This is a genomic window from Actinoplanes regularis (assembly GCF_900188005.1).
Taxonomy (GTDB): domain Bacteria; phylum Actinomycetota; class Actinomycetes; order Mycobacteriales; family Micromonosporaceae; genus Actinoplanes; species Actinoplanes regularis.
Genome location: NZ_FZNR01000013.1, coordinates 211,070 through 231,710, shown reverse-complemented (window position 1 = coordinate 231,710; position 20,641 = coordinate 211,070). Strand labels below are relative to the sequence as shown.

At 70.3% G+C, this 20,641-nt stretch carries 22 protein-coding genes and 2 pseudogenes; 11 read left to right on the top strand and 13 right to left on the bottom strand.

Translation table 11 applies throughout. The features are described 5' to 3' along the window. Positions 1–582 precede the first annotated feature (582 nt). The 3 genes from CHC09_RS29655 to CHC09_RS29645 are packed head-to-tail and all read left to right on the top strand — an operon-like array spanning position 583 to position 2,861. On the top strand, positions 583–1,521 hold the full coding sequence (locus CHC09_RS29655; protein ID WP_179277332.1) for a JmjC domain-containing protein: 939 nt from the start codon (positions 583–585) through the stop codon (positions 1,519–1,521). 58 nt (positions 1,522–1,579) lie between these two features. Beyond that, a complete protein-coding gene (locus CHC09_RS29650; RefSeq protein WP_089296518.1) occupies positions 1,580–2,056 on the top strand; it encodes a glycine-rich domain-containing protein in 477 nt (158 codons plus the stop codon). 16 nt (positions 2,057–2,072) lie between these two features. After that, positions 2,073–2,861: a phosphotransferase gene (locus CHC09_RS29645; RefSeq protein ID WP_089296517.1), complete on the top strand. Its 789-nt coding sequence runs from the start codon at positions 2,073–2,075 to the stop codon at positions 2,859–2,861. 100 nt (positions 2,862–2,961) lie between these two features. On the opposite strand, the gene CHC09_RS46635 is transcribed toward CHC09_RS29645, so the two are convergent. After that, positions 2,962–3,132, bottom strand: a complete 171-nt coding sequence (locus tag CHC09_RS46635) for a hypothetical protein (protein ID WP_179277331.1) — start codon at positions 3,130–3,132, stop codon at positions 2,962–2,964. A gap of 265 nt (positions 3,133–3,397) precedes the next feature. Here CHC09_RS46635 and CHC09_RS29635 point away from each other — a divergent pair, with 265 nt between their 5' ends. Next, positions 3,398–4,102 (top strand): Clp protease N-terminal domain-containing protein, encoded by a 705-nt coding sequence (locus tag CHC09_RS29635; protein ID WP_089296515.1) that lies wholly within the window; start codon positions 3,398–3,400, stop codon positions 4,100–4,102. Between the two features lie 250 nt (positions 4,103–4,352). On the opposite strand, the gene CHC09_RS29630 is transcribed toward CHC09_RS29635, so the two are convergent. Beyond that, positions 4,353–4,799, bottom strand: coding sequence for a MarR family winged helix-turn-helix transcriptional regulator (locus tag CHC09_RS29630; RefSeq protein WP_089296514.1), 447 nt, complete (start codon positions 4,797–4,799; stop codon positions 4,353–4,355). Positions 4,800–4,944: 145 nt separating this feature from the next. Between CHC09_RS29630 and CHC09_RS29625 the strand changes: the two genes are divergently transcribed. Then, complete coding sequence (locus CHC09_RS29625) at positions 4,945–5,412, top strand: GNAT family N-acetyltransferase (protein WP_239138569.1); 468 nt, start codon at positions 4,945–4,947, stop codon at positions 5,410–5,412. A gap of 15 nt (positions 5,413–5,427) precedes the next feature. Here CHC09_RS29625 and CHC09_RS49030 read toward each other — a convergent pair whose 3' ends face one another. The 3 genes and pseudogenes from CHC09_RS49030 to CHC09_RS29615 form a co-directional block, all read right to left on the bottom strand. Next, entirely contained in the window at positions 5,428–5,763 is a 336-nt protein-coding gene (locus CHC09_RS49030) for a Clp protease N-terminal domain-containing protein (protein WP_483398209.1), read from the bottom strand. 84 nt (positions 5,764–5,847) lie between these two features. Next, a pseudogene (locus CHC09_RS47920) lies at positions 5,848–6,051 on the bottom strand (Clp protease N-terminal domain-containing protein); the annotation flags it as partial. A 1-nt stretch (position 6,052) separates the two neighbouring features. Then, positions 6,053–6,289, bottom strand: a complete 237-nt coding sequence (locus CHC09_RS29615; RefSeq protein ID WP_089296512.1) for a helix-turn-helix domain-containing protein — start codon at positions 6,287–6,289, stop codon at positions 6,053–6,055. Between the two features lie 73 nt (positions 6,290–6,362). On the opposite strand from CHC09_RS29615, the gene CHC09_RS29610 reads away from it, so the two are divergent. Beyond that, the gene (locus CHC09_RS29610) at positions 6,363–7,562 is read left to right on the top strand and encodes an aminopeptidase (RefSeq protein ID WP_089296511.1); all 1,200 of its coding nucleotides are present in this window, start codon (positions 6,363–6,365) and stop codon (positions 7,560–7,562) included. Then, positions 7,559–8,224 carry a class I SAM-dependent methyltransferase gene (locus CHC09_RS29605; RefSeq protein ID WP_089296510.1) on the top strand — a complete coding sequence of 222 codons (666 nt, stop codon included), beginning with the start codon at positions 7,559–7,561 and terminating at the stop codon, positions 8,222–8,224. Before CHC09_RS29610 ends, CHC09_RS29605 begins: the two co-directional genes overlap by 4 nt. Here CHC09_RS29605 and CHC09_RS48515 read toward each other — a convergent pair. Next, on the bottom strand, positions 8,214–8,339 hold the full coding sequence (locus CHC09_RS48515; protein ID WP_275407897.1) for a hypothetical protein: 126 nt from the start codon (positions 8,337–8,339) through the stop codon (positions 8,214–8,216). The two genes, CHC09_RS29605 and CHC09_RS48515, sit on opposite strands and share 11 nt — an antisense overlap. 113 nt (positions 8,340–8,452) lie before the next feature. On the opposite strand from CHC09_RS48515, the gene CHC09_RS29600 reads away from it, so the two are divergent. The 3 genes from CHC09_RS29600 (at position 8,453) to CHC09_RS29590 (ending at position 12,031) form a co-directional block, all read left to right on the top strand. Further along, positions 8,453–10,033 (top strand): phospholipase D family protein, encoded by a 1,581-nt coding sequence (locus CHC09_RS29600; protein ID WP_089296509.1) that lies wholly within the window; start codon positions 8,453–8,455, stop codon positions 10,031–10,033. A 76-nt stretch (positions 10,034–10,109) separates the two neighbouring features. Next, complete coding sequence (locus CHC09_RS29595) at positions 10,110–11,387, top strand: sensor histidine kinase (protein ID WP_089296508.1); 1,278 nt, start codon at positions 10,110–10,112, stop codon at positions 11,385–11,387. Continuing rightward, positions 11,375–12,031: a response regulator transcription factor gene (locus CHC09_RS29590; protein WP_203833246.1), complete on the top strand. Its 657-nt coding sequence runs from the start codon at positions 11,375–11,377 to the stop codon at positions 12,029–12,031. The genes CHC09_RS29595 and CHC09_RS29590 overlap by 13 nt, the downstream gene beginning before the upstream one ends. Here the strand turns inward: CHC09_RS29590 and CHC09_RS29585 are convergent. From CHC09_RS29585 to allB, 4 genes are read right to left on the bottom strand one after another with little or no spacing between them, the layout of a single operon-like run. After that, positions 12,006–13,091, bottom strand: a complete 1,086-nt coding sequence (locus CHC09_RS29585) for a protein-L-isoaspartate O-methyltransferase family protein (RefSeq protein WP_089296507.1) — start codon at positions 13,089–13,091, stop codon at positions 12,006–12,008. The two genes, CHC09_RS29590 and CHC09_RS29585, sit on opposite strands and share 26 nt — an antisense overlap. Before the next feature lie 49 nt (positions 13,092–13,140). Continuing rightward, positions 13,141–14,301 (bottom strand): phosphotransferase, encoded by a 1,161-nt coding sequence (locus CHC09_RS29580; RefSeq protein ID WP_089296506.1) that lies wholly within the window; start codon positions 14,299–14,301, stop codon positions 13,141–13,143. Beyond that, positions 14,286–15,272, bottom strand: coding sequence for an allantoicase (alc, locus tag CHC09_RS29575; RefSeq protein WP_089296505.1), 987 nt, complete (start codon positions 15,270–15,272; stop codon positions 14,286–14,288). The genes CHC09_RS29580 and alc overlap by 16 nt, the downstream gene beginning before the upstream one ends. Continuing rightward, a complete protein-coding gene (allB, locus tag CHC09_RS29570) occupies positions 15,272–16,582 on the bottom strand; it encodes an allantoinase AllB (protein ID WP_089296504.1) in 1,311 nt (436 codons plus the stop codon). The genes alc and allB overlap by 1 nt, the downstream gene beginning before the upstream one ends. 121 nt (positions 16,583–16,703) lie before the next feature. Here allB and CHC09_RS29565 point away from each other — a divergent pair, with 121 nt between their 5' ends. Next, entirely contained in the window at positions 16,704–17,126 is a 423-nt protein-coding gene (locus CHC09_RS29565) for a glutaredoxin domain-containing protein (protein ID WP_089296503.1), read from the top strand. A 101-nt stretch (positions 17,127–17,227) separates the two neighbouring features. Here CHC09_RS29565 and CHC09_RS47915 read toward each other — a convergent pair whose 3' ends face one another. The 3 genes and pseudogenes from CHC09_RS47915 to aceB form a co-directional block, all read right to left on the bottom strand. Next, positions 17,228–17,665: a hypothetical protein gene (locus CHC09_RS47915; RefSeq protein WP_239138568.1), complete on the bottom strand. Its 438-nt coding sequence runs from the start codon at positions 17,663–17,665 to the stop codon at positions 17,228–17,230. Between the two features lie 191 nt (positions 17,666–17,856). Beyond that, a complete protein-coding gene (locus CHC09_RS48735) occupies positions 17,857–18,993 on the bottom strand; it encodes a DUF6986 family protein (RefSeq protein ID WP_089296502.1) in 1,137 nt (378 codons plus the stop codon). Positions 18,994–19,003: 10 nt separating this feature from the next. Further along, a pseudogene (gene aceB / locus CHC09_RS29550) lies at positions 19,004–20,554 on the bottom strand (malate synthase A); the annotation flags it as partial. Between the last annotated feature and the right edge of the window lie 87 nt (positions 20,555–20,641).

The window sequence follows — 20,641 nt, the reverse complement described above, 5'->3', positions numbered from 1 at the left end:
TGCACCTCCGAGAGATTCGTCAACGCGGGGCCAGCACACCCCCGAACGCGCCTCATTGGTCAGCAGAATCGACCCGTTCCTTCCCACAAATCGGCCGAGCTGGCTCGCTGACTCCGGCGCAGATACGACGCGCGGGCGGTGGCCCGTGATGCTGGCTCCTCGCACAGACCACCAGGGCGCGCGGCCCGCCCGGGTCTCAGCGTCCGCGATATTCGATCAATTCCTGCACGGACCCCGAAGATCACGGAGGCGAGCCGATGAGCCGAACCAGCGGAGCGTCCGCCCCGGAAAACGATCGGCCCGCGTTCGCCGTTGTTTCTCGAAAAAGCGGTCCCGACGGGCAACCAGGCGACTTGATTTGGGTTGATACGGGGAGCGGCCCCGGCCGCGAGATCTGGGTCCCTGACCCGAAACCTAATGAAGGTCGCTAGGCCGCAAGAGCTAGTTCCGGACGACATGCAGACCGCCGTCGAACAACTCGTACTCGACAGCGGCGAAGGCTAGGGCCACTCGATCGGAAGCAGCGCATTAAACCCGGACCTAACCACTCCCGCACCCCGGAGGATGGAAATGTCCCTATCGATGTTTTTTGACGAGGCCACAGTCAGCGACATGCTGGCCGCCTGGCCGATGAAGCCGACGCTTCACACGCCGCCCAACGAGAGCCGTGTTCGCGACGACGTCAACGCGGAACTCATCAACGGTTACCTCGACACCGGTACCGCACCCGCAGAACAGCTCGTCGTGATCAAGGATGGGGCGGCGCTCCACTCCCGGGCGTACACCACGGACGGCTACCTCGATCCCGGCAAGGTCGCGAAGTGGCGCGGCCGAGGCTACACCGTCCAGCTGCGCAATCTGCACCGCTGGTGTCCCGGGGTGCACGCGATCTGCGCGGCGATCCAGAACGAGACCGGATATGGCACCTACGCCACCGGCTTCGTCACCCCGGCAGGAGGGCAAGGTCTTCATCACCACTGGGACCAGAACATGGGTTTCGTCTACCAGCTCGCCGGGCGCAAGACCTGGCAGATCTGGGAGCCCGGGGTCGAGGAGCCTCACCGTGAGCAATTCGCGTCCAATACTCCGCCAGGTAGCGGTGTCCTCGACCGCATGAAGTCGATGCGACCTGACTTCGAGTTCGACCTCGGCCCTGGCCAGATCCTGATGCTTCCACGCGGATGGATGCACAACCCGCACGCGCGTAACCAGACGGAGGAGAGCGTCCACGTCACCTTCGTGGCTCGCGAGCGTACGGGCTACTGGATCGCCGGAAAGCTGGCCCAGGCCGCGCTCACCTCGACACCACTGCGGCGCGTCATCCCGCCCGCCAGCGTCGTCGACCCCGCTGCCTTCGCCGGACAGATCGCCGAGGCGCGAGACCTGCTGACGGACTGGCTGTCCAGCGTCGACGTCAGCGCCCTTGCCGCCGAGTTGCTCCAGGTAGCACGCACCGAACCGAACATCGACTACGTCTCCCACGCACCAAGCCAGGTCGGCCAGCACCAATTGGCCCGTTGATTCGGGATTTCACCGGCGCACCAGGCGTCGGCGATCCATACACCCCCAAGGAGGAGCCGTGACCCTCACGACCGCATTGCCGGTCCAGGCCAACAAGGACCCCCAGACCCTCATCGACCCGGAGACCTTCGACAAGCTCGCCAGCTTCTTCGCCGCTCGTCAGGAGGTCACCAAGATCTACGCTCGGCGGGCCGTCGGACAGATGCTGCTCATGCTCAAGGCGCACGCCGACTCGCGGCACGACCCCGATTTCGGCCGGCTGCTGCCGGACGGCCGGTCCTACCGCGTCGTCCCGACCGAGCCGGTCGACGCAGCCTGGCACGTGTCGCTGCAACACACCGAGCCGTACGCCGCCGCCTGTGAGCAGATCGCGGAAGGCTTCGTGCACCACGTGCCGATCCTGACCGAGGGTATGGCGGACGGCTCCTCCATGGAGTACACCCGCCAGGCTCTCAAGGCGACCGGCTACTACATCGACCCCGAGTTCTGGGACGGCGAGGCGAAGTCCTGCTGCCCGCCGAACCCGGGAATTTGAAAGGGCTGACTGACCGATGCGCATTGACTGGGCTGCTCTGCCCGAGACCGTCACGAAGGGGGTAGCCGACCGCGTCGGCGGAACTCATGCCAATCCCGCGGCGGCTGGTGATCACGCGGAGATAGCCGCAACCGTCACCGGGGCGAACGGGCAGGTTTTCGTCAAGGCAGCACACACCGAATTCGGTGTCCGGTCACTGCGCTTCGAGCTGCGGGTGAGTGAGGCCGTCAGCGGGTCGCACTCACCCGCGGTCAAATGGCAGTTCGAGACGGCCGACTGGCTGGTCGTGGGCTTCGAGCACTGCGAAGGCCCGCATGCCGACCTGTCACCGGGTAGCCCTGATCTCGACCTGCTGGGAGAGGCGCTGACGGCGCTCGGCAGGACGCCCGCGCCGGACGTGCCGTTGTTCAGCCCGAAGGCACGGCTCGGGTTCGAACATCCCGCGATGGACGGCGACACACTGGTTCATACCGATCTTGGCGCGGCCAATCTGATCGTCACGGCGCACGGCCTGCGGATCGTCGACTGGGCCTTCGCCACCAGGGCAGCCCCGTGGGTCGAGCTGGCCATGCTCGCCCAGTGGTTGATCGGCAGCGGCCACACGCCTGATCAGGCTGAACAGTGGCTGGCCCGGTATCCCGCATGGAGCGGGATCGGTCCTGACGTCCTGGACGACTTTGCGTGGAACAACGCCGCGAAGTGGGCATTAAAGGCCCAGCCGACCTCGCCGGGCTGGATGCACGATCTCGCGGACTGGACCGGCCAATGGTCGGCCTACCGACGCGAGATCGGTTCCAACATCTGATTCCCGTTCCACCGTGTCCCTGGCCCGGCGGAGACGCGCGAACGGTAACCGGAGCCCGGCTCCCTGGGGTCCGTGTCCCGGGGGCCGGGCTCCTTGCCGTTCAGGGGTTCGTTTTGCCGCCGCCCGTCGCGAAGTAGAAGATCGCTAGCAGAAGGAGCAGCGTCGCGGCAAAGGCAGCGCCACCCTTCAGCACGGCAGCGAAAGGGTTGCTTCCGCTCGCCCAGTCAAGCAGGCCGGCGACCGCGCCAACCGCGAGGCTGAAGAAGATCATGAGAGCGAGCCAGAGGGCTCGGACGGTGGAGTCCAACACGGGGCCTTTCTTGGACAGTCCTCCCCTTTACCGCATTAGTCGTGCCCGGGGCGTAATCCACCTCGCCCATTCGGTCCAGTTCGTTCAGCGGCACACCGGCGAAGGCGCGACGGATGAGGGCTTCACCTTGTAGCCGCGTCATCGCTCTCGATGCGGAGTCCTCCGGAGGCATCGAATCGTCAACTCCGGGTTGACGCAACTACTCCGTCAACCTAGGGTTGACGGCATGACACAGATTAATCCACCAATCCGGCTCGACGATCTGATCGCGGCGATCACCAAGAACCACTCCGGCGCCCTCGACCAGCTGTCCGGCGCGGTGCTCCTGGCCGACCACATCGGCGAGGTCGCCGATCACCTCATCGGCCACTTCGTCGACCAGGCCCGCCGCTCCGGCGCGTCCTGGACCGAGATCGGCCGCAGCATGGGCGTCACCAAGCAGGCCGCGCAGAAGCGGTTCGTCGGCAAGCCCGACGCCGACCCGTCGCAGGCCTTCCAGAAGTTCTCCAAGCCCGCCCGCAGCGCGATCGTTTTCGGGATGAACGAGGCCAAGACGGCCGGCAACGCCGAGATGATCCCCGCGCACCTCGTTCTCGGCCTGCTCGGCACCGAGGGCACCGCGACCGAGGCCCTGCGGGCGCAGGGCGTCAACCTCGACCAGGCGCGGATGACGGTGGCCGCGACCCTGCCGGCGCGCAGCGACGCCGATCCGGTGCTGATTCCGTACGACGCCCGCGCGAAGAAGGCGCTCGAGCTGACGTTCCGGGCGGCGCTGCGGCTCGCCGACGAGGTCATCGGGACCGGACACGTACTGCTGGGGCTGCTCGAGGAGGAGAACGGCGCCGGGGTGCTGTCCGCGTTGGGGGTGGACATCGCGGTGGTCGAGAGCTTCGTCTCCGGTGCCGACGACGAACCGCCGGCCACCCTTTAGTGAGACCGTCCCGAAGACCCGGCCGTTTGACGGCCGTGACGACCAGCCCGAGCGGCACAGCTGGTTGTCACGGCCGTTTTAGGACCGCCGACACCACCACCGCAACCAGCCGACACGGCGCGGGCCGATTGTCGCGGCCGTATCAAAATCGCCGGCCGGTCGCGTCGAGATCGCTGAGACCGGCAAGGTTCTCTGAACGTGGAAACATCCGCCCGCAACGCCGTACCCCCGAATCGCCTCGGGCCATCCGTCAGGATGGGCGCTGCCGGATCTTGGCAAAGGCCCTGCCGACGACGGCCAGCTCCTCGTCGTCGAGCTGATCGATGAAGTTCTGGCGCACGGTCTTCAGGTGCGCCGGCGCGGCATCCCGCAGCGCGGCGAATCCCCGCTCGGTGAGCACGGCCTCGAAACCGCGCCGGTCGCCGGGACAGCTCACCTTCTCCACCAGGCCGCGCTTGACCATCGAACTGATCTGATAGGTGATCCGGCTCGGTGAGAAGACCAGCCGGTTGGCCAGCTCACCCATCCGGATCCGTCGATCCGGCGCCTCGGCGAGGGCGATCAGGACGTGGTAGTCGTTCATGCTCAGGCCGGTCGCGGCGCGCAACTCGTCCTCCAGCGTCGTGTGCAGCGCCCACGAGGCTTCGATGAACGTACGCCAGTGCTGCAACTGCGTCTCGCTGAGCGGTTCGGCCATACCGAAAACCATACTCCTTCAAATCTTAAACTTCATATCCGAAGAGCAGGACCCGATCTTCCGGTACGACCGACGCCGCCCGATCCGTATCGAAGCGGGCGGAAATCGCAGGCCCCGGCCCCGCGAGTCGGCTAGCGTTCCGGGCGTGCCGATCCGACCGGCCTCCCCGGCCGACGCCGCCGAACTGATCCGCCTCCGCGCCATCATGCTCGGCGATTTCCGGTTTCCGGAGTGGAACGACGACTGGCGCGAGCCGGCCCGCCGGACCCTGAGCGACCTGCTCGGCCGCCCGGAACCGACGCTAGCGGCGTTCGTCGCCGACCGGCCCGACGGGGCCGGCCTGGCGGCCTGCGCCGTGGGGAGCATCGAGCAGCGACTGGGCGGGCCGTCCTATCCGGATGGCCGGGTCGGGTACGTCTTCAACGTCGTCACCGACCCGGACATGCGCCGGCGCGGATACTCCCGGGAGTGCGTGACCGCGCTGATCGAGTGGTTCCGGAAGCACGGCGTCCGTGCCGTCGACCTGCGCGCCTCGGCCGTCGGGGAGCCGCTCTACCGCTCCCTCGGCTTCCGGCGCGTCACGGAGCCGGCCATGCGCCTCGATCTCGGCTGACCCGGGCGCACCGGCTCAGCCGACCGCGCGTGCCTCCAGGGACCGGGTCAGCTCGGTGCGCAGGTGCTCGAAGTCCACCCCGTGCTCGGCGAGGATCCGCATCGCCAGGCCCTCACCCTCCCGGATCACGCCGAGCATGATGTGCTCCGGCGCGATGAACTTGTGCTTCAGCCGCAACGCCTCACGCAGCGAGAGCTCCAGCACCTTCTTGTTCCGCTTGGAGAACGGGAGGTGCCCGTCGGTGACGCGCGCGGAGCCGTAGAACTTTCCGAAGATCCCCCGCTTCTTCGGCGCGGGGCGCGGCAGGCGCAGCGAGCCGGCCCCGAAGTTCTCCTCGATGGCGGCCCGCACGGCGTCCAGGTCGATTCCGATCGCCTTGAGCGCGGCGGCGTCCTCGGCGTCCCGGTCGGTGTCGGCGCCCGGCTCGTCCGCGTCGGTGCCGACGAGCCGGACGACGGCGTCCCGCACCAGCTCCCGGTCGACGCCGGACTCCCGCAGCGCGGCAGCCGCACCGCTCTCCCGGGCGAGCAGTGCGAGCAGCAGGTGCTCGGTGCCGATCACCGAATGGCCCAGCTCGCGGGCCTCCTCCCGGGAGGCGACCACGACGGCGCGGGCGCTCTGGGTGAATCGCTCGAACATCTCAACCCTCCCGCGGGTCGTTCATCGGCATCAGGTGCGCATGCTTCTTGTGTACGCCCTGGCGGGTCACCTGGAGCGCGTCGGCGATCTCCTGCCAGGACCAGCCTTTGGCGCGTGCGTTCGCCACCTGCAGGTGCTCCAGGCCCTCCAGCAGGCGGCGCAGCGCCACCACCGCGCGCAGGCCGACCCGAGGGTCGGCGCTTCCCGCGGCGGCGGCGAGGTCGGTTGCCTCCGTCATGCTGTCAACCTACGTTGACGCCATCCACAATGTCAACCCCAGTTGACGACATCGCGTGAATAGACTGCGACGCATGGATCGGATCGCGCGTTTCGCCGAGGTCGTGGTCCGGGCGGGGGTCAACATCCAGCCCGGGCAAGGTGTCATCCTGAGCACCGACACCGCTCATCTGGAGATCGCTCGCGCGGTGGTCGAGGCGGCCTACGCCGCCGGCGCCGCCTGGGTCGAGCCGATCTGGACCGACGGCCCGATGCACCGGTCGGCGGTCGACCACGCCGACCTGGATGTTCTGCGGGCCAGCCGGCCCTGGGCGCTGCAGCGCATCCGCGAGTGGGCCGACCAGGGCGCCGCCTGGATCGTCCTGGTCGGCGACGCGGACCCGCACGTGCTCGACGGCGCCGACCCGGTCAAGGCGGCCGCGGTCCGGGCCGAGGAGACACGCGCCCGGCGCGAGGTGATCATGAACAAGCTCCGCTGGACCGCGGTCGGTGCCCCGAACCCGGGCTGGGCCACCCAGGTCTTCGGCGAGCCCGACGTGGAGCGCCTCTGGCAGGCGGTCGGCACCGCGATGCGCCTCGACGAGGACGACCCGGCGCGGGCGTGGCGGGAGCGGGCCGCGATGCTCGCCGAGCGCGGCGCGGCGTTGGACACGCTCGACCTGAGCGAGGTGCGCTACCTGGGTGAGGGCACCGATCTGACGGTCGGACTGATCCCCGGCTGCCACTGGACCGGTGGCGGGATGGTGGACGCCGACGGCATCGCGTACCTGCCGAACATCCCCACCGAGGAGGTGTTCACCAGCCCCGACCGGCGCCGGGTCGACGGCGTGCTGCGGGTGACCAAGCCCCTGGTGCTGGCCGGCCGGTTGGTCACCGGGCTGCGGCTGACCTTCGAGGACGGGCGGATCACCTCGGTCGCCGCCGACGAGGGGGCGGACATCGTCGAGGCGCAGCTGGCCACCGACGAGGGCGCCCGCTACCTGGGTGAGGTGTCGCTCGTCGACAGGGAGAGCCGGATCGCGAAGGCCGGGATCGTCTTCCACAACACGCTCTTCGACGAGAACGCGGCCTGTCACGTGGCCTGGGGACAGAGCTTCCCGTTCGCGGTGCCGGGCGGGCTGGCGATGAGCCCCGAGGAGCGCGCCGCGCTCGGGCTGAACGTGTCCGGCGTGCACACCGACGTGGTGATCGGCGGCGAGGGGATCACGGTGACCGGCACCGGTCCGAAGGGGATGGTCGATATCATCCGCGACGACCAATGGGTGCTTGATTGAGGGCGGTCTACGACGAGATCGCGGATTGGTACGAGCACGAGTTCCGGGGCGCCGCGGCGCCCGGGGACCCGCTCGGCGTCCGCCGCCTGCTGGACACGCTGCTCGGGCCCGGCAACGGGCGCTGCCTCGAGATCGGGTGCGGCACCGGGGCGTACGCGAAGCAGATCGGCGATCTCGGCTGGACCGCTCTCGGCGTGGATCTCTCCGCCGGCATGCTGCGGCATGCCGGCGGGCGGTTGGCGGCCGCCCGCGCCGACGCCGCCCGCCTGCCGATCCGTGACGCCGCGCTGGACGCGGCGGTGACCGTCATGGCGCACACCGACATGCCGGAGTATCCGGCGGTGCTGCGCGAGGCCGCACGGGTGCTCCGCCCGGACGGCGTGTTCGTTCATGTCGGTGTGCACCCGGCCTTCTGCGGCGGTTTCGCCGACCGCACCGACCAGCGGGCGATCGTCATCCGGCCGGGATATCTCGACGGTCACTGGACCAAGGAGTCCTGGACCGACCAGGGCGTACGCGACAAGGTCGGTGCGACGCACTGGCCGTTGCCCGAGTTGCTGCACGCGTTCCTCGACGCGGGCCTGCGGTTGGAGAGGTTCGGCGAGGGCGGGGCGCCCGTCCCCACTGCCCTAGCGGTCAGAGCGCGGAAACTCAGGACATGAGAAGCATCGCGGTGGTGCCCAGCAACACAAGCAACAACACCGCGATGAGCAGGCCGGTCTCCGCGGATCCAGCGGTTTCCGGCGCGACGGGGGTGGTCAACGGCTCACTGCTCACGACGAGATCCTCCGCAGGTAGGAAGCCACGATCGGGGGTGATCGCGTAAGAAAGTGCACACGACGGTCGGTGGGCTTACGGTGAGGGCGTCGTTGACCTCGAAGGGGTTGCCCGTGCCATCGGAGGACTGGCTCCTGACCGCCGCCGAACGCGGCAACCCGCACACCGACATACCCGCATGGTGTGCCGGAAACACCGCTGAACCGCTGATTCATGGAAAAACGTACTTCGCCCGGCTGAACGCCGAAGTGCGGAAGCTCGAAGCCGGCGACCACCTGCTGTTCACCGACTGGCGGGGAGATCCGGACGAACTGGCCGTCGACGACGGGCCGACGATCGCGGAACTGTTCGCGGCGGCCGCCCGGCGCGGGGTGATCGTCAAGGGCCTGCTCTGGCGGTCCCATCTGGACAGATTGGCGTACAGCGAACAGGAGAACCGCAACCTCGGCGACCGGATCCGCGAAGCGGGCGGCGAGGTGCTGCTCGACCAGCGGGTCCGGCGGGGCGGCTCACACCACCAGAAACTCGTCGTGCTGCGGCACCCTGGGCGGCCCGAACTGGACGTGGCCTTCGCCGGCGGCATCGACCTGTGTCACAGCCGCCGCGACGACGCGGATCACCACGGTGATCCGCAGGCGGTACGGATGGCTTCGGCGTACGGGCCGACCCCGCCCTGGCACGACGTGCAACTGGAGCTGCGCGGCCCGGTGGTCGGCGCCCTCGACCTGACCTTCCGGGAACGCTGGTGCGACCCGGCACCCCTGGACCAGCACGGCCCGGTCTCCACCCTGATGGACGAGCTCAAGCACGCCGACCTGCACGCCGACCGGATGCCGCCGCAACCACCGGATCCACCGGAGTGTGGCCCACTGACCGTTCAGGTGCTGCGGACCTACCCGGCGATGCGCCCGCGATACACGTTCGCCCCGCTCGGCGAGCAGACCGTTGCCCGCGGTTACACCAAGGCGATCCGGCGGGCCCGGAGCCTGATCTACGTGGAGGACCAGTACCTCTGGTCAACCGAGGTGGCCGAGTTGTTCGCCGGGGCGCTGCGGGCCAATCCCCGGCTGCACCTGATCGCGGTCGTCCCGCGGCATCCCGACGTGGACGGGGCGTTCGCGCTACCGCCCAACCAGGTCGGCCGGGAGCAGGCCATCGACCTGTGCAAACACGCCGCTTCCGACCGGGTGCACGTCTTCGACCTGGAGAACCACGCGGGCACTCCGATCTACGTGCACGCCAAGGTGTGCGTGATCGACGACGTCTGGTGCAGCGTGGGCAGCGACAACTTCAACCGCCGCTCGTGGACGCACGACAGCGAGCTGTCCTGCGCGATCCTGGACTCGACCCTCGATGGGCGCGCGCCCGCGGATCCGGCCGGACTGGGTGACGGGGCACGGCGGTTCCCTCGCGACCTGCGGCTCGCCCTGACGCGCGAGCACCTCGACTCCGCCGACGGTGATCCGGATCTCCTGGACCCGGTCACGGTCGTACGAACGATGACCGAGTCCGCCGAGCGCCTGCGCGACTGGCGTGACGGCGGCCGCCGCGGCCCCCGTCCACCCGGCCGGTTGATCCCGCACGAGACCGAGCGGCTCCCCTGGTACCAGCGCGCCTGGGCCACCCCCGCCTACCGCCTGATCTACGACCCGGACGGCCGCCCGTGGCGTGATCGCCGGGCCGGTCGGTGGTGAAGGTGTGCCTAGGTATACCCCCGATCCGGATGCCAGTGGGATGGGCCGCGAACGCCCTGCTCAATACGGTTGACCTGTGTCCACCACAAGCCTGACCGAGTCCCTCCGGGACCGCCGCTACCTGCTCACGTCCTGGCCGTGGCGATCAGGGATCTTCCTGGCCTCCACCGCCGTCATCGCCGCGCCCCTGTCCTTCGGGCTCACGCTTCTGTTGCTGCCGCTGCTGGTGGCCGCTCGTCGGCTCGTCAACGGGGACCTGCCCAGCCCGGCTGTCATCTTCCTGGTCGTGGTCGGCGGCGTGCTGCTCGCGGTCAGCGCGCCACTGGTCGCACTGCCGGTCGCCGTCCTGGAACGCCGCCGCCTGCGCCTGGTCGACCGGCGCCCGTTGCGCGGCGGTGGCCTGCCCCGCGACCTCGCCTCACTGCTGCGGGACGAGGCGACCTGGCGGGCGGTGCTCTACACGACGCTGCTCGCCCTGCTCGCGCCGCCGATCTTCTTCGGCGCCTTCGTGGCCCTGCTCGCCGAGGTTCTGATGATCGCCAGCCCGTTCGGGATCGGCACCTGGCAGTTCGGGACGTATGAGGTGCACGGCGGCCCCCGGAGCATCCCGTTCTGCCTGGCCGGGCTGGTCCTGGCGCCGGCCCTGCTCTACCTCGCCGGGGCGCTCGCCGCCGGGCACGCCCTGCTGGCGCGCCGGCTGCTCGGCGCCGGCGATCAGCTGCGCGACCAGCTCAGCGAGGTGTCCCAGTCCCGGGCCCGGCTGGCCGACGCGTTCGACGCGGAGCGCCGCCGGATCGAGCGCGACCTGCACGACGGCGCCCAGCACCGGCTCACCAGCCTCACCCTGCAACTGGGTATGGCCCGGCTGGACCTGCCCGAGGACTCCCCCGCGGCCGGGCCGCTCGGGCTGGCGCACACCCAGGCGAAGGAGCTGATGGTGGTGCTGCGCGACCTGGTGCACGGGATCCGCCCGCAGGTGCTGACCGATCTGGGGTTGCCGGCCGCGCTGCGCGAGCTGGCGGCGAGTTCCCCGGCCCCGGTCACCGTCGAGGCCCAGATCACCGCGCGGCCGCCGGAGAGCATCGAGACCACGGCGTACTTCGTGGCCGCGGAGGCGCTGACCAACATCGCCAAGCACGCCCACGCCACCGAGGCCCGGGTGCGGGTGAACGGCGACGGCACCCGGATCGAGCTGGAGATCGAGGACAACGGCCGCGGCGGGGCCGACCCGTCGAAGGGCAGCGGGCTGACCGGCCTCGCCGATCGGGTCGCCGCCGCCGGGGGCCGGTTGCTGCTGGCCAGCCCGGCCGGTGGGCCGACGCTGCTGCGGGTGGAGCTGCCGTGCCCGAGGTGAACGCGCGAGTGGTCCTCGCCGAGGACGGGGTGCTGTTGCGGGAGGGCCTGACCAGCGTGCTCGCCCGGTTCGGCTTCACCGTGGTGGCCGCGGTCGGGGACGCGGAGCACCTGATCGCGGCGGTCGGTGAGCAGGAGCCCGACCTGGTGATCACCGACATCAAGATGCCGCCGGACTTCCGGGACGAGGGGCTGCGCGCGGCGGTCCGGCTGCGGAGGGAACGGCCCGGGCTGCCGGTGGTGGTGCTGAGTCAGTACGTGCTCCAGGAGTACGCGTCCGACCTGATCGGCACCGGCGACGGCGTGGGTTACCTGCTCAAGGACCGGGTGGCGGACATCGAGGCGTTCGTCGCGGCGCTGCGCACCGTGCTGGCCGGCGGCACCGTCGTCGACCCGGAGGTGGTGCGGCGGCTGCTGCACCGGCCACGGGACCCCCTGGCCGGGCTGTCGCCACGCGAGCGGGAGGTGCTCACGCTGATCGCCGAGGGCCGGTCGAACTCGGCGATCGCGAGCGCGCTCTTCGTCAGCGAGACCGCGGTCGCCAAGCACGTCGGCAACATCCTCGCCAAGCTCGGCCTGCCACCGACCGACGACACGAACCGCCGTGTCCTGGCCGTGCTCACGTTTCTCGGCGCTCGATCGTGAACCCTCGCGGGACCCAGATCGGGGCCGCCGGGTCACCGTCCAGGGCCAGGTCGATCCGCCAGGACCGCATCGACGGGCGGCCCAGGCGCCACCAGCGGTCGATCAGGGTGACGGCGTCGGCGGTGTAACGCTCCGCCTCCACGCCACCGGCGAGAATCGAGCCGTCCGGCAGCACCACGGCGCCACCGGTCCGGTCCCGATCGAGCAGAACGAGGTGGCCGGGCAGGGTGGCCAGGGTGACGCGCCCGTGCCAGGCGCCCGCGGCGAACCACAGGTCGCGGTAGCCGGTCGTCTTCAGGGGTGGTGACCACCGGGCCGGTGCGGCCTCGGTCAATTCGGCCAGTTCGCCGGCCGACGGCGGATGGCTGCCGGCGTGGCGGGCGCCGAGTGGGCCGGTGGCGCTCATGAAGCCGGACGAGCAGACCACGGCGGCGGTCATCGGGCCGCCCGGTCGCGCCGACAGCACCGGGTGGTGGCCGGCGTGCTCGACCGGGGCGATCACGAGACCATCCGGGGTGAGCTGCTCGAACCAGTGCGGGGAGAGGCCGGCGACACCCACGGTCACGATGATCCGGTCGTACCGTGAATCGGGATCGCCGCGATAGCCGTCCCCGGCCGCTACCCGCACCCCGGTGATGCCGGCCCGGGCCAGCGCGGAGCGCGCCCGGGCGGCCACGTCCTCCTGCACGTCCACACTGGTCACCTCCGCTCCGAGGGTCGCCAGCAGGGCGGCGTTGTAACCGGTCCCGGCTCCGATCTCCAGCACCCGCATCCCGGGCCGGACGTCCAGCGCCTCCAGCATGATCGCCATCAGCGACGGCTGGCTGGACGAGCTGACCGGCACGTCGCCGTTCATCTTGGTGACCAGCACGTCGTTGCGGTACACGGTCGGCAGGAACTCGGGGTCGGCCGGCGCCACCCAGCCGCCGTCGCGCCGGTGGAAGCCCTCCGGCACGAACACCTCCCGTGGCACGGCCTCGAAGGCCGCGGCCAGCTCCGGTGCCAGCCGGACGCCGTCCTGCCGAATCAGATCGAGGAAATGCCGCCGAACGTCCACCATGAATGCCACGGTACGTAACTCGCGCGGAAAAGTGACATACGTGGATTCCTCAGACGGTGGCCTTTCCCAGCTGCGCGGCCGCGACCAGGCAATCCGGCACGTCGCCGGCGTGGTACGGCCATTCCGACTGCTCGGTGCTGGCGAGGAACCCGGCATACGTGGCGGCCCCCAGCAGCCCGGCCACCGGTCGCAACAGCTCCACCGCCCGCTCCGGGTCGCACCCCGGTGCCGCCCGCCGCCAGCGCTCCGACCAGGCCGCGACGACCGGCTCCGGCTCCGGCAGGCCCTCGGTGAGCCGCAGCAGGTCGAAGGCGGGGTTGCCGATCGAGGAGTCGCCCCAGTCGATGATCACCGGTCGGCCGTCGCCGTCGGTGCGCACGTTGCCCGGGTGCAGGTCACCGTGGACCAGGGTGTCCGGCAGCCCGCAGGCGGCGACCGCGGCGAGCCGCTCCGGCAACCCGTCGATCAACTCGACGAGCCCGTCGATGTCGCCCAGGTACGGCGCGGCCACGTTGACGAACGTCTCCGTGTCGAGCCGCCGGTCCGGCAGCCCGGCCAGCTCGTTCAGCCGGCCGGCGAAATGCTCCTGCACGGGGTGGAACGCCTCGGCGACGGCCACGCACAGCTCCGCTCCGGCGCCGTACCGGTCCTCGCCGGGGATGTGTGCGAGCAGCATCCGGCCGGCGTCACCGGCGGCCATCACGTACGGAACCAGGTCGGGCGCGACCGAACCGACCAGGCCGAGCACCGCCGGCTCGTGCGCGAAGAAGCCCGGCACCTGCTTGAGCCAGGCGACCGGGCCGTCCGGGCCGTCCATCCGCCAGATCGCCGAAAGGTTCCAGGTGCGCCGCTGGTGGGCGGTCACCGGGGGGAAACCGAGCCGGTCCAGCGCGCCGGCGGCCCAGGCCAGCGTGGCGGCCGGCCCGCCCGGCTCGGCCCAGGGCGCACGCAGGGCGTGCGGCGCCAGGTCGGCGCCGAGCGGGATCAGCCCCTCGGGCCGCTCCGGAGTCTCGGCCAGATAGGTGACATGCCCGCCGGGCGGCGCCTCCCGGTCGGCGTGCAGCAGGCGCAGCACGGTGACCTCGGCGCATGCCCCCGCGACCACCTCGGCCACCTCCTGCCACCAGGGGCTGCTGACGGAGAACGGCGGCAGCGCGCCGAGCAGCTCACCCGCCGGATCGACGAGCACCAGGGTTACGGTTCGAGACACTGTCTCATTCTCGCCCAAAGCTGGTCCCGGTCGGCGCGACCGTGCAGCCGCAACCGCGCCATTCCGCCATCGGGAAAGACGTCCAGCCGTGCGTGGGTCACCTGTGGGCCCTTGAGCAGCGAAAACCGGTGCGGGGTGTCCGGTCGCAGCGCGGTCTTCGGCAGCAGTTCGACCTGATCGCCCTCGGCGGTGATACCGGTCAAACCGGCCCATCCAGGGGCGTTGCCCTTGAAATGGCTGGTGTCCAGGTCGGCGAAGCGCAGCTTGGCCGGGGCGGCGAGTTGCACCAGCACCCAGTCGTTGGCGGTGTCGCGACGTCGCGACGTCTCCCAGCCGTCGCCCATGTTCTGCGCCAGGCCGGGCATCAGCATCCGCTGCGGGTGGCCGTAGAACATGTTGCTGCAGTCGACGACCCGGCCACCGAACTCCGCCGCGGCCACGTCGAAGACCTTCGGCAGCAGCTTCGGGTCGGGCACCACCTCGCCGTGCACGCGCAGGCGGGCCACCCCGCCGTCCGGATAGATGTTGAGCCGCACGTGGGTGAACCGGCGGGCGTCGGTGATCGGGAACAGGTTGCTGCTGTCGCCCTTCAGCTCCGAGACCCGCAGGATCTCCACCCACGCGGCCTCGGCGAGCTCGGCCGGGCCCGGATAGCCGGACAGGACGGCGGCCTCGATCGAGGCGTGCGGCGGGTAGTTGCCGGTGAAGAACGCGGTGTCGATGTCGACACCGCGGATCACGCCGGGCGCGCCGAGCCGGACGATCGCGAAGTCATGCCCGGGGCTGCGCCGGCGGCGCGTCTCCCAGCCGTCGTACACCTGGCCCTTGTGGTCGAAGGTCTTCGGCGCGTGCCCGGGCTCGGACGGCAGCACGAGATGGTCGGCGGCGGCGAAGAACTCGTCGTTGGCGTACACGACGCCGCCGCCGAAGGCCCGTGACGCCAGGTCGGGCAGTGCGGTGAAGTCCTCCATCAAATCTCCCTCGCGAGAAAGCGTCCCGTTGTTTCGTCACCCGTCACCGGCGAACCGCGCAGCCAGGTGGTCCGGACCACGCCGCGCAGGGTCCTGCCCGCGTACGGCGTCACCGGGTTCCTGTGGTGCAGCGCGTGCGCGTCCACCACGAACTCGGCATCCGGGTCGAAAGCCACCAGGTCGGCGTCCGTGCCGACGGCGATCCGGCCCTTCCGTTCCAGGCCGACCAGCGCGGCCGGGCGGCTCGCCATCCAGCTCACCACATCGACGAGCGAATGCCCACGGGCTTGCGCCGAAGTCCAGATCACCGGCAGGCCGAGCTGCACCGACGCGATGCCGCCCCAGGCCGCGGCGAAGTCACCGGTGTCCTGCCGCTTCAGCTCCGGCGTGCACGGCGAGTGGTCGCTGACCACGCAGGTGATCAGGCCCTCGGCCAGGGCCGCCCAGAGCAGGTCCGCGTTGGCCGAGTCGCGGATCGGCGGGCAGCACTTGAACTCGGTGGCGCCGTCCGGGACGAGGTCGGCGTCCAGCGTCAGGTAGTGCGGGCAGGTTTCCGCGGTCACGCAGACGCCGTCGGCCCTGGCCTGGGCGATCAGCGGAAGCGCGGAGGCGGCGGAGAGGTGCAGGATGTGGACGCGCCGGTCCGTGGCGCGGGCTACCGCGATCGCGGTCGCGACCGCGGCGTGTTCGGCCGCCGCGGGCCGGGAGGCGAGAAAGTCCCCGTACGCCGCAGAACTGGCCGCGGCACGCAGGTGACCGGGATCCTCGGCATGGATCACGAACAACGCGTCCGCGGTGCCCATCGCCTCGGCGAGTTGCTCCCGGTCGACCGGCGGGAACTCCGGAACCCCGGAGTCGGCCAGGAACGCCTTGAAGCCGAAGACGCCCGCGTCGTGGAGCCCGGGAAGGTCGGCGGCGTTGCCGGGGACGACGCCACCCCAGAAGCCGACGTCGACGTGGCACTGACCGGTCGCGGCGGCCCGCTTGATCTCCAGGGCCCGGGTGTCGACCGTGGGCGGAAGGCTGTTCAGCGGCATGTCGATGATCGTGGTGACCCCGCCCGCCGCGGCGGCCCGCGTCGCGGTGGCGAAGCCCTCCCACTCGGTGCGGCCCGGCTCGTTGACATGCACATGAGTATCGACGAGACCCGGTAACAGCACGGTGTCAGCCAGATCGACATCCTTCGACGCGTCGACCTCCGCGCCATAGGGCTGGATCGCGACGATCCGCCCGCCCTCGACCACGACGGCCGCCGGGATCTCACCTTCCGGCGTGATCACCCGCCGGGATCGCACCACAAGATCAGCCATGGATCAGACCCTAACCGCGGTTTGTTTCACGCGACGCCGTTCTCCAACCGCCCGGGTCCCGTCGGCAACAGACTCCGACCGGGCGATCCAACACCTCACGAACCTGGCGTAACCTTCCGCCATGGCGCGACGGTGGGGACCCGCATTGCTCAGTGTGGCCTGTGGTGCCATCATCGCCGCGATCAAATTCGGCCAGGGAGCACCGGGCGGCGCCGCGGTTCTCCTGTCGATCTTCGTGGTGCTGGCGATCCTGACGTCGCCGCTGGCCTTCCCACGCGGGGTGCCCGCCGCCGAGGCGGTCGCCGGCGGCCGCCCGATCGTCTACTGGCGCCCCGGATGTCCGTACTGTCTGCGCCTGCGCGCCCGGCTCGGCCCTGAGGCGAGCCGCCTGCAATGGGTCGACATCTGGAAGGATCCGGAGGGCGCCGCCGTCGTCCGCGGCTTCGCCGACGGCAACGAGACGGTGCCAACGGTGGTCTTCGGCGGCGAGGGCTTCGTCAATCCGGATCCGCAATGGGTCCGGGAAAGACTTCAAACCCTTTAGACGTCCGACCTACGCGTCCCGTCCGCAGGCTTCTCAGCCACGCCCCGCCGCCACGCGTCATCTTCGCGGCCCCGCCGCGGGAGTACTACCGGGGGTGTTCCTCAGGCGCTCAACCCCGCCAGCTCGTGCGACCGCGCCGACACCGCCGGGCGCACGTGGATCCAGCACAGGAACCGCTCGAACATCTCCTGCGGCGACCGTTTCGGCAGGTCCGCGACCGCCCGCTCGAGATGCCCCGACATGTAGAGCGCGAGCGACACCCGATCCGACTCCGACGCCAGGATCGCCCGGGCCGGCTCGCACGGCCAGGCTCCACCACAGGACCGGCACTCCCAGGACAGCCGCTCCCAGATGTGCTCCGCGACCCCGTCCCGGGCCCCGTCGCCGAGCTCGCCCGCGTCCTCGTCGCCCAGGTGCAGGCTGCGGGTGACCGCGGGCGGCGGAATGGTCGCCGCGTCCGGGCACGGATACCAGTCACACCCGCAGGAGCATCGTTTCTTCCAAGGCTTGTACCAGGCCCGTACCGGTTCGTGTCGCACCCTCATCGCCTCCCGGCGCTCCCGGCGTCCACACAGCCGGCTGATGCCGTCTTGTACGTATCCGGCACGGGCTGGTTCGAGGTCAACGGGAATTCGACGGTCGCTGATGTATCACCTTATGAACGACAGCCCGACGCCTGACCGAACCGGATCAGGACGAGCCGGGTGGCGCGCCCTGCCGACGGCCCCGGTCAGACCAGCGCCGTCAGCTGTTCGCGGGGGAAACCGGCGTCGGTCAGCGCGCCGCAGTCCAACCCGCGCAGCAGGTACCCGGCGAGGGCCCGGGCGGTGGCCGGCTCGTCCATCACGCCGCTCTCCTGACGGTCCAGGTAGCGGTGCAGCCGGGTGACCGCGGCGTCCCGGCCGTCGCGGAAGAACGCGTACGTCGCCGCGTACCTGCTCGGAAGCTGGGCCGGGTGCAGATCCCAGCCCTGGTAGTAGCCCCGCTCCAGCGACCTGCGGACCAGCCGGTGATGCGTCTGCCAGGCCGCGTGCACGTCGGCGCGGTCACCGATCGGGAGAATGTTCGTGGAGCCGTCGGAGAGCCGCACCCCGGTCTGGGCGGCGGCCGCCTGCATGACCGCCTTGGCGTAATCGGCGGCGGGGTGCTCCATCGACTGGTAGGCGGCGGCCACCCCGGCGGCAGCGCTGTAGTCGTAGGTGCCGTAGTGCAGGCCCGTGCACCGGCCGCCGGCGGCCGTGATCAGCCGGGCGACGGTCGCCGTGCCGTCCGCGGCGAGCACCGCCGAGGGCAGTTCGATCTGGAGCTCGAAGGTCAGGACGCCCGCGCTCAGGCCGTACCCCCGCTCGAGCTTTTCGCAGAGAGCGACCATCGCCGAAACCTGGTCGGTACCGCTGACCTTGGGCAGGGTGATGGTGAAGACGTCCTGGTAGGAGTCGAGGAAGAGGTCGAGGGTCCGCAGCGAGCGGCGGCGCGTCGCCGCCTCCAGGGACTTGATCCGCAGGCCGGCGAAGGGTGGCCGGGGTCCGTTAGCGAGGATCGCGGCGGCCTTGCGGACCGCCGCGTCCTCTTGGTCGTCGTCGCGTACGCCGTAGCCGTCCTCGAAGTCGACCCGCAGGTCCTCGATCGGCTCCCGGGTCAGCTTGTCGCGGACCGCCGGGTCCGGCCACGGAAAGTCGTGGTCGTCCATCGCGGCCAGCGCGATCGCACCCCAGTCACGGAACCCGTCGAGTTTGTCGGCGGGCACGTAGACGGTGTGCACAGGTTGCCGCCCGGCGCGCTCCCCCGGGTATCGAGCCCGGAGGAACGCGTCGTGGGCAGCGAGACGCCCGTCGATCTCGGCATAGTCATGATCGAACAGGCGCATGGAGCCTCTCTCAGTCGATCGAGTCGTAGGCCGCGCTGGTCAGGAAGTCGGCGAAGTCGTCGGCCAGGGCGACCCGCTCGAACAGCTTGCGAGCGTCGTCGAAACGCCCCGCCGTCCAGGCGTCGTCACCGATCGCCGCGCGGATCGCCGCCAGCTCCTCGTCCTCGATCCGGCCGACCAGCTCGGCGGTGATCGGGGTGCCGTCCGGCAGCTTCACGCCGTTGTGGATCCACTGCCAGATCTGCGAGCGGGAGATCTCCGCCGTGGCGGCGTCCTCCATCAGGTTGTGGATCGCGACGGCACCGTTGCCGCGCAGCCACGCCTCCAGGTACTGCAGCGCGACGTTGACGTTGTTGCGCAGGCCGGCCTCGGTGACCTGGGCGTCGAGCGCGGCGACGTCGAGCAGGTCACGCGCGTCGACCGCGACGTCCGGGCGCTGCCGGCCGAGCTGGTTCGGGTTGTCGCCGAGCACCCGGTCGAAGATCGCCTTGCAGACCGGGACCAGGTCGGGGTGGGCCACCCAGGAGCCGTCGAAACCGTCACCGGCCTCGCGCTCCTTGTCCTCGTTGACCTTGGCCAGCGCGACCTCGTTGACCTTCGCGTCACGGCGGCTCGGGATGAAGGCCGCCATGCCGCCCATCGCGAACGCGCCGCGCCGGTGGCAGGTGGAGACCAGCAGCTCGGAGTAGGCCCGCATGAACGGCGCGGTCATCGTCACCGCGGCCCGGTCCGGCAGGATCATCCGCGGGTTGTCGCGGAAGTACTTGATGATGCTGAACAGGTAGTCCCAGCGACCGGCGTTGAGCCCGGAGATGTGCGGGCGGAGCGCGTAGAGGATCTCCTCCATCTCGAACGCGGCCGGGATGGTCTCGATCAGCACGGTGGCGCGGATCGTGCCGACCGGGATGCCGAGCTGCTCCTGGGCGTACGTGAAGACGTCGTTCCAGAGCGCGGCTTCCTTGTGCGACTCCATCTTCGGCAGGTAGAAGTACGGACCGCTGCCGCGTTCGAGCAGTTCCTTGGCGTTGTGGAAGAAGTAGAGACCGAAATCGACCAGGGCGCCGACAGCCGGCTCGCCGTCCACCGGCAGGTGCCGCTCGTCGAGGTGCCAGCCGCGCGGGCGCATCACGATCGTCGGGTACGGGCCGCCGTTCAGCTCGTACGTCTTCTTCTCGGTCTCCAGCGTGATCGTGCGCCGGATCGCGTCGTAGAGGTTCTGCTGGCCCTCGACCACATTCGACCAGTGCGGGGTGTTGGCGTCCTCGAGGTCGGCCAGCCACACCTTGGCGCCCGAGTTCAGCGCGTTGATGGTCATCTTGCGTTCGGTCGGCCCGGTGATCTCGACGCGCCGGTCCTGGAGGTCGGCGGGCGCCGGCGGCGCGGTCCACTCGGCGGCACGGATGTCCGCGGTCTCCGCGAGGAAGCCCAGACTTGCCCCGGCGGCGATCTCGGCCCGCCGGGCGGCGCGCGCCTGAAGGAGCTCGTTGCGGCGCGGCCGGAACCGCCGGTTCAGGTCGGCGACGAACGCTACGGCCTCTTCGGACAGGATCTCGGTCATCGTTGACGGCTCCTCTCGGTGTGGTTACTCCCGCGTAGCGTAGTGGTGCACCCGCGCGACGTCAGCGGCCGCAAGAGCCAAAAAGATCAC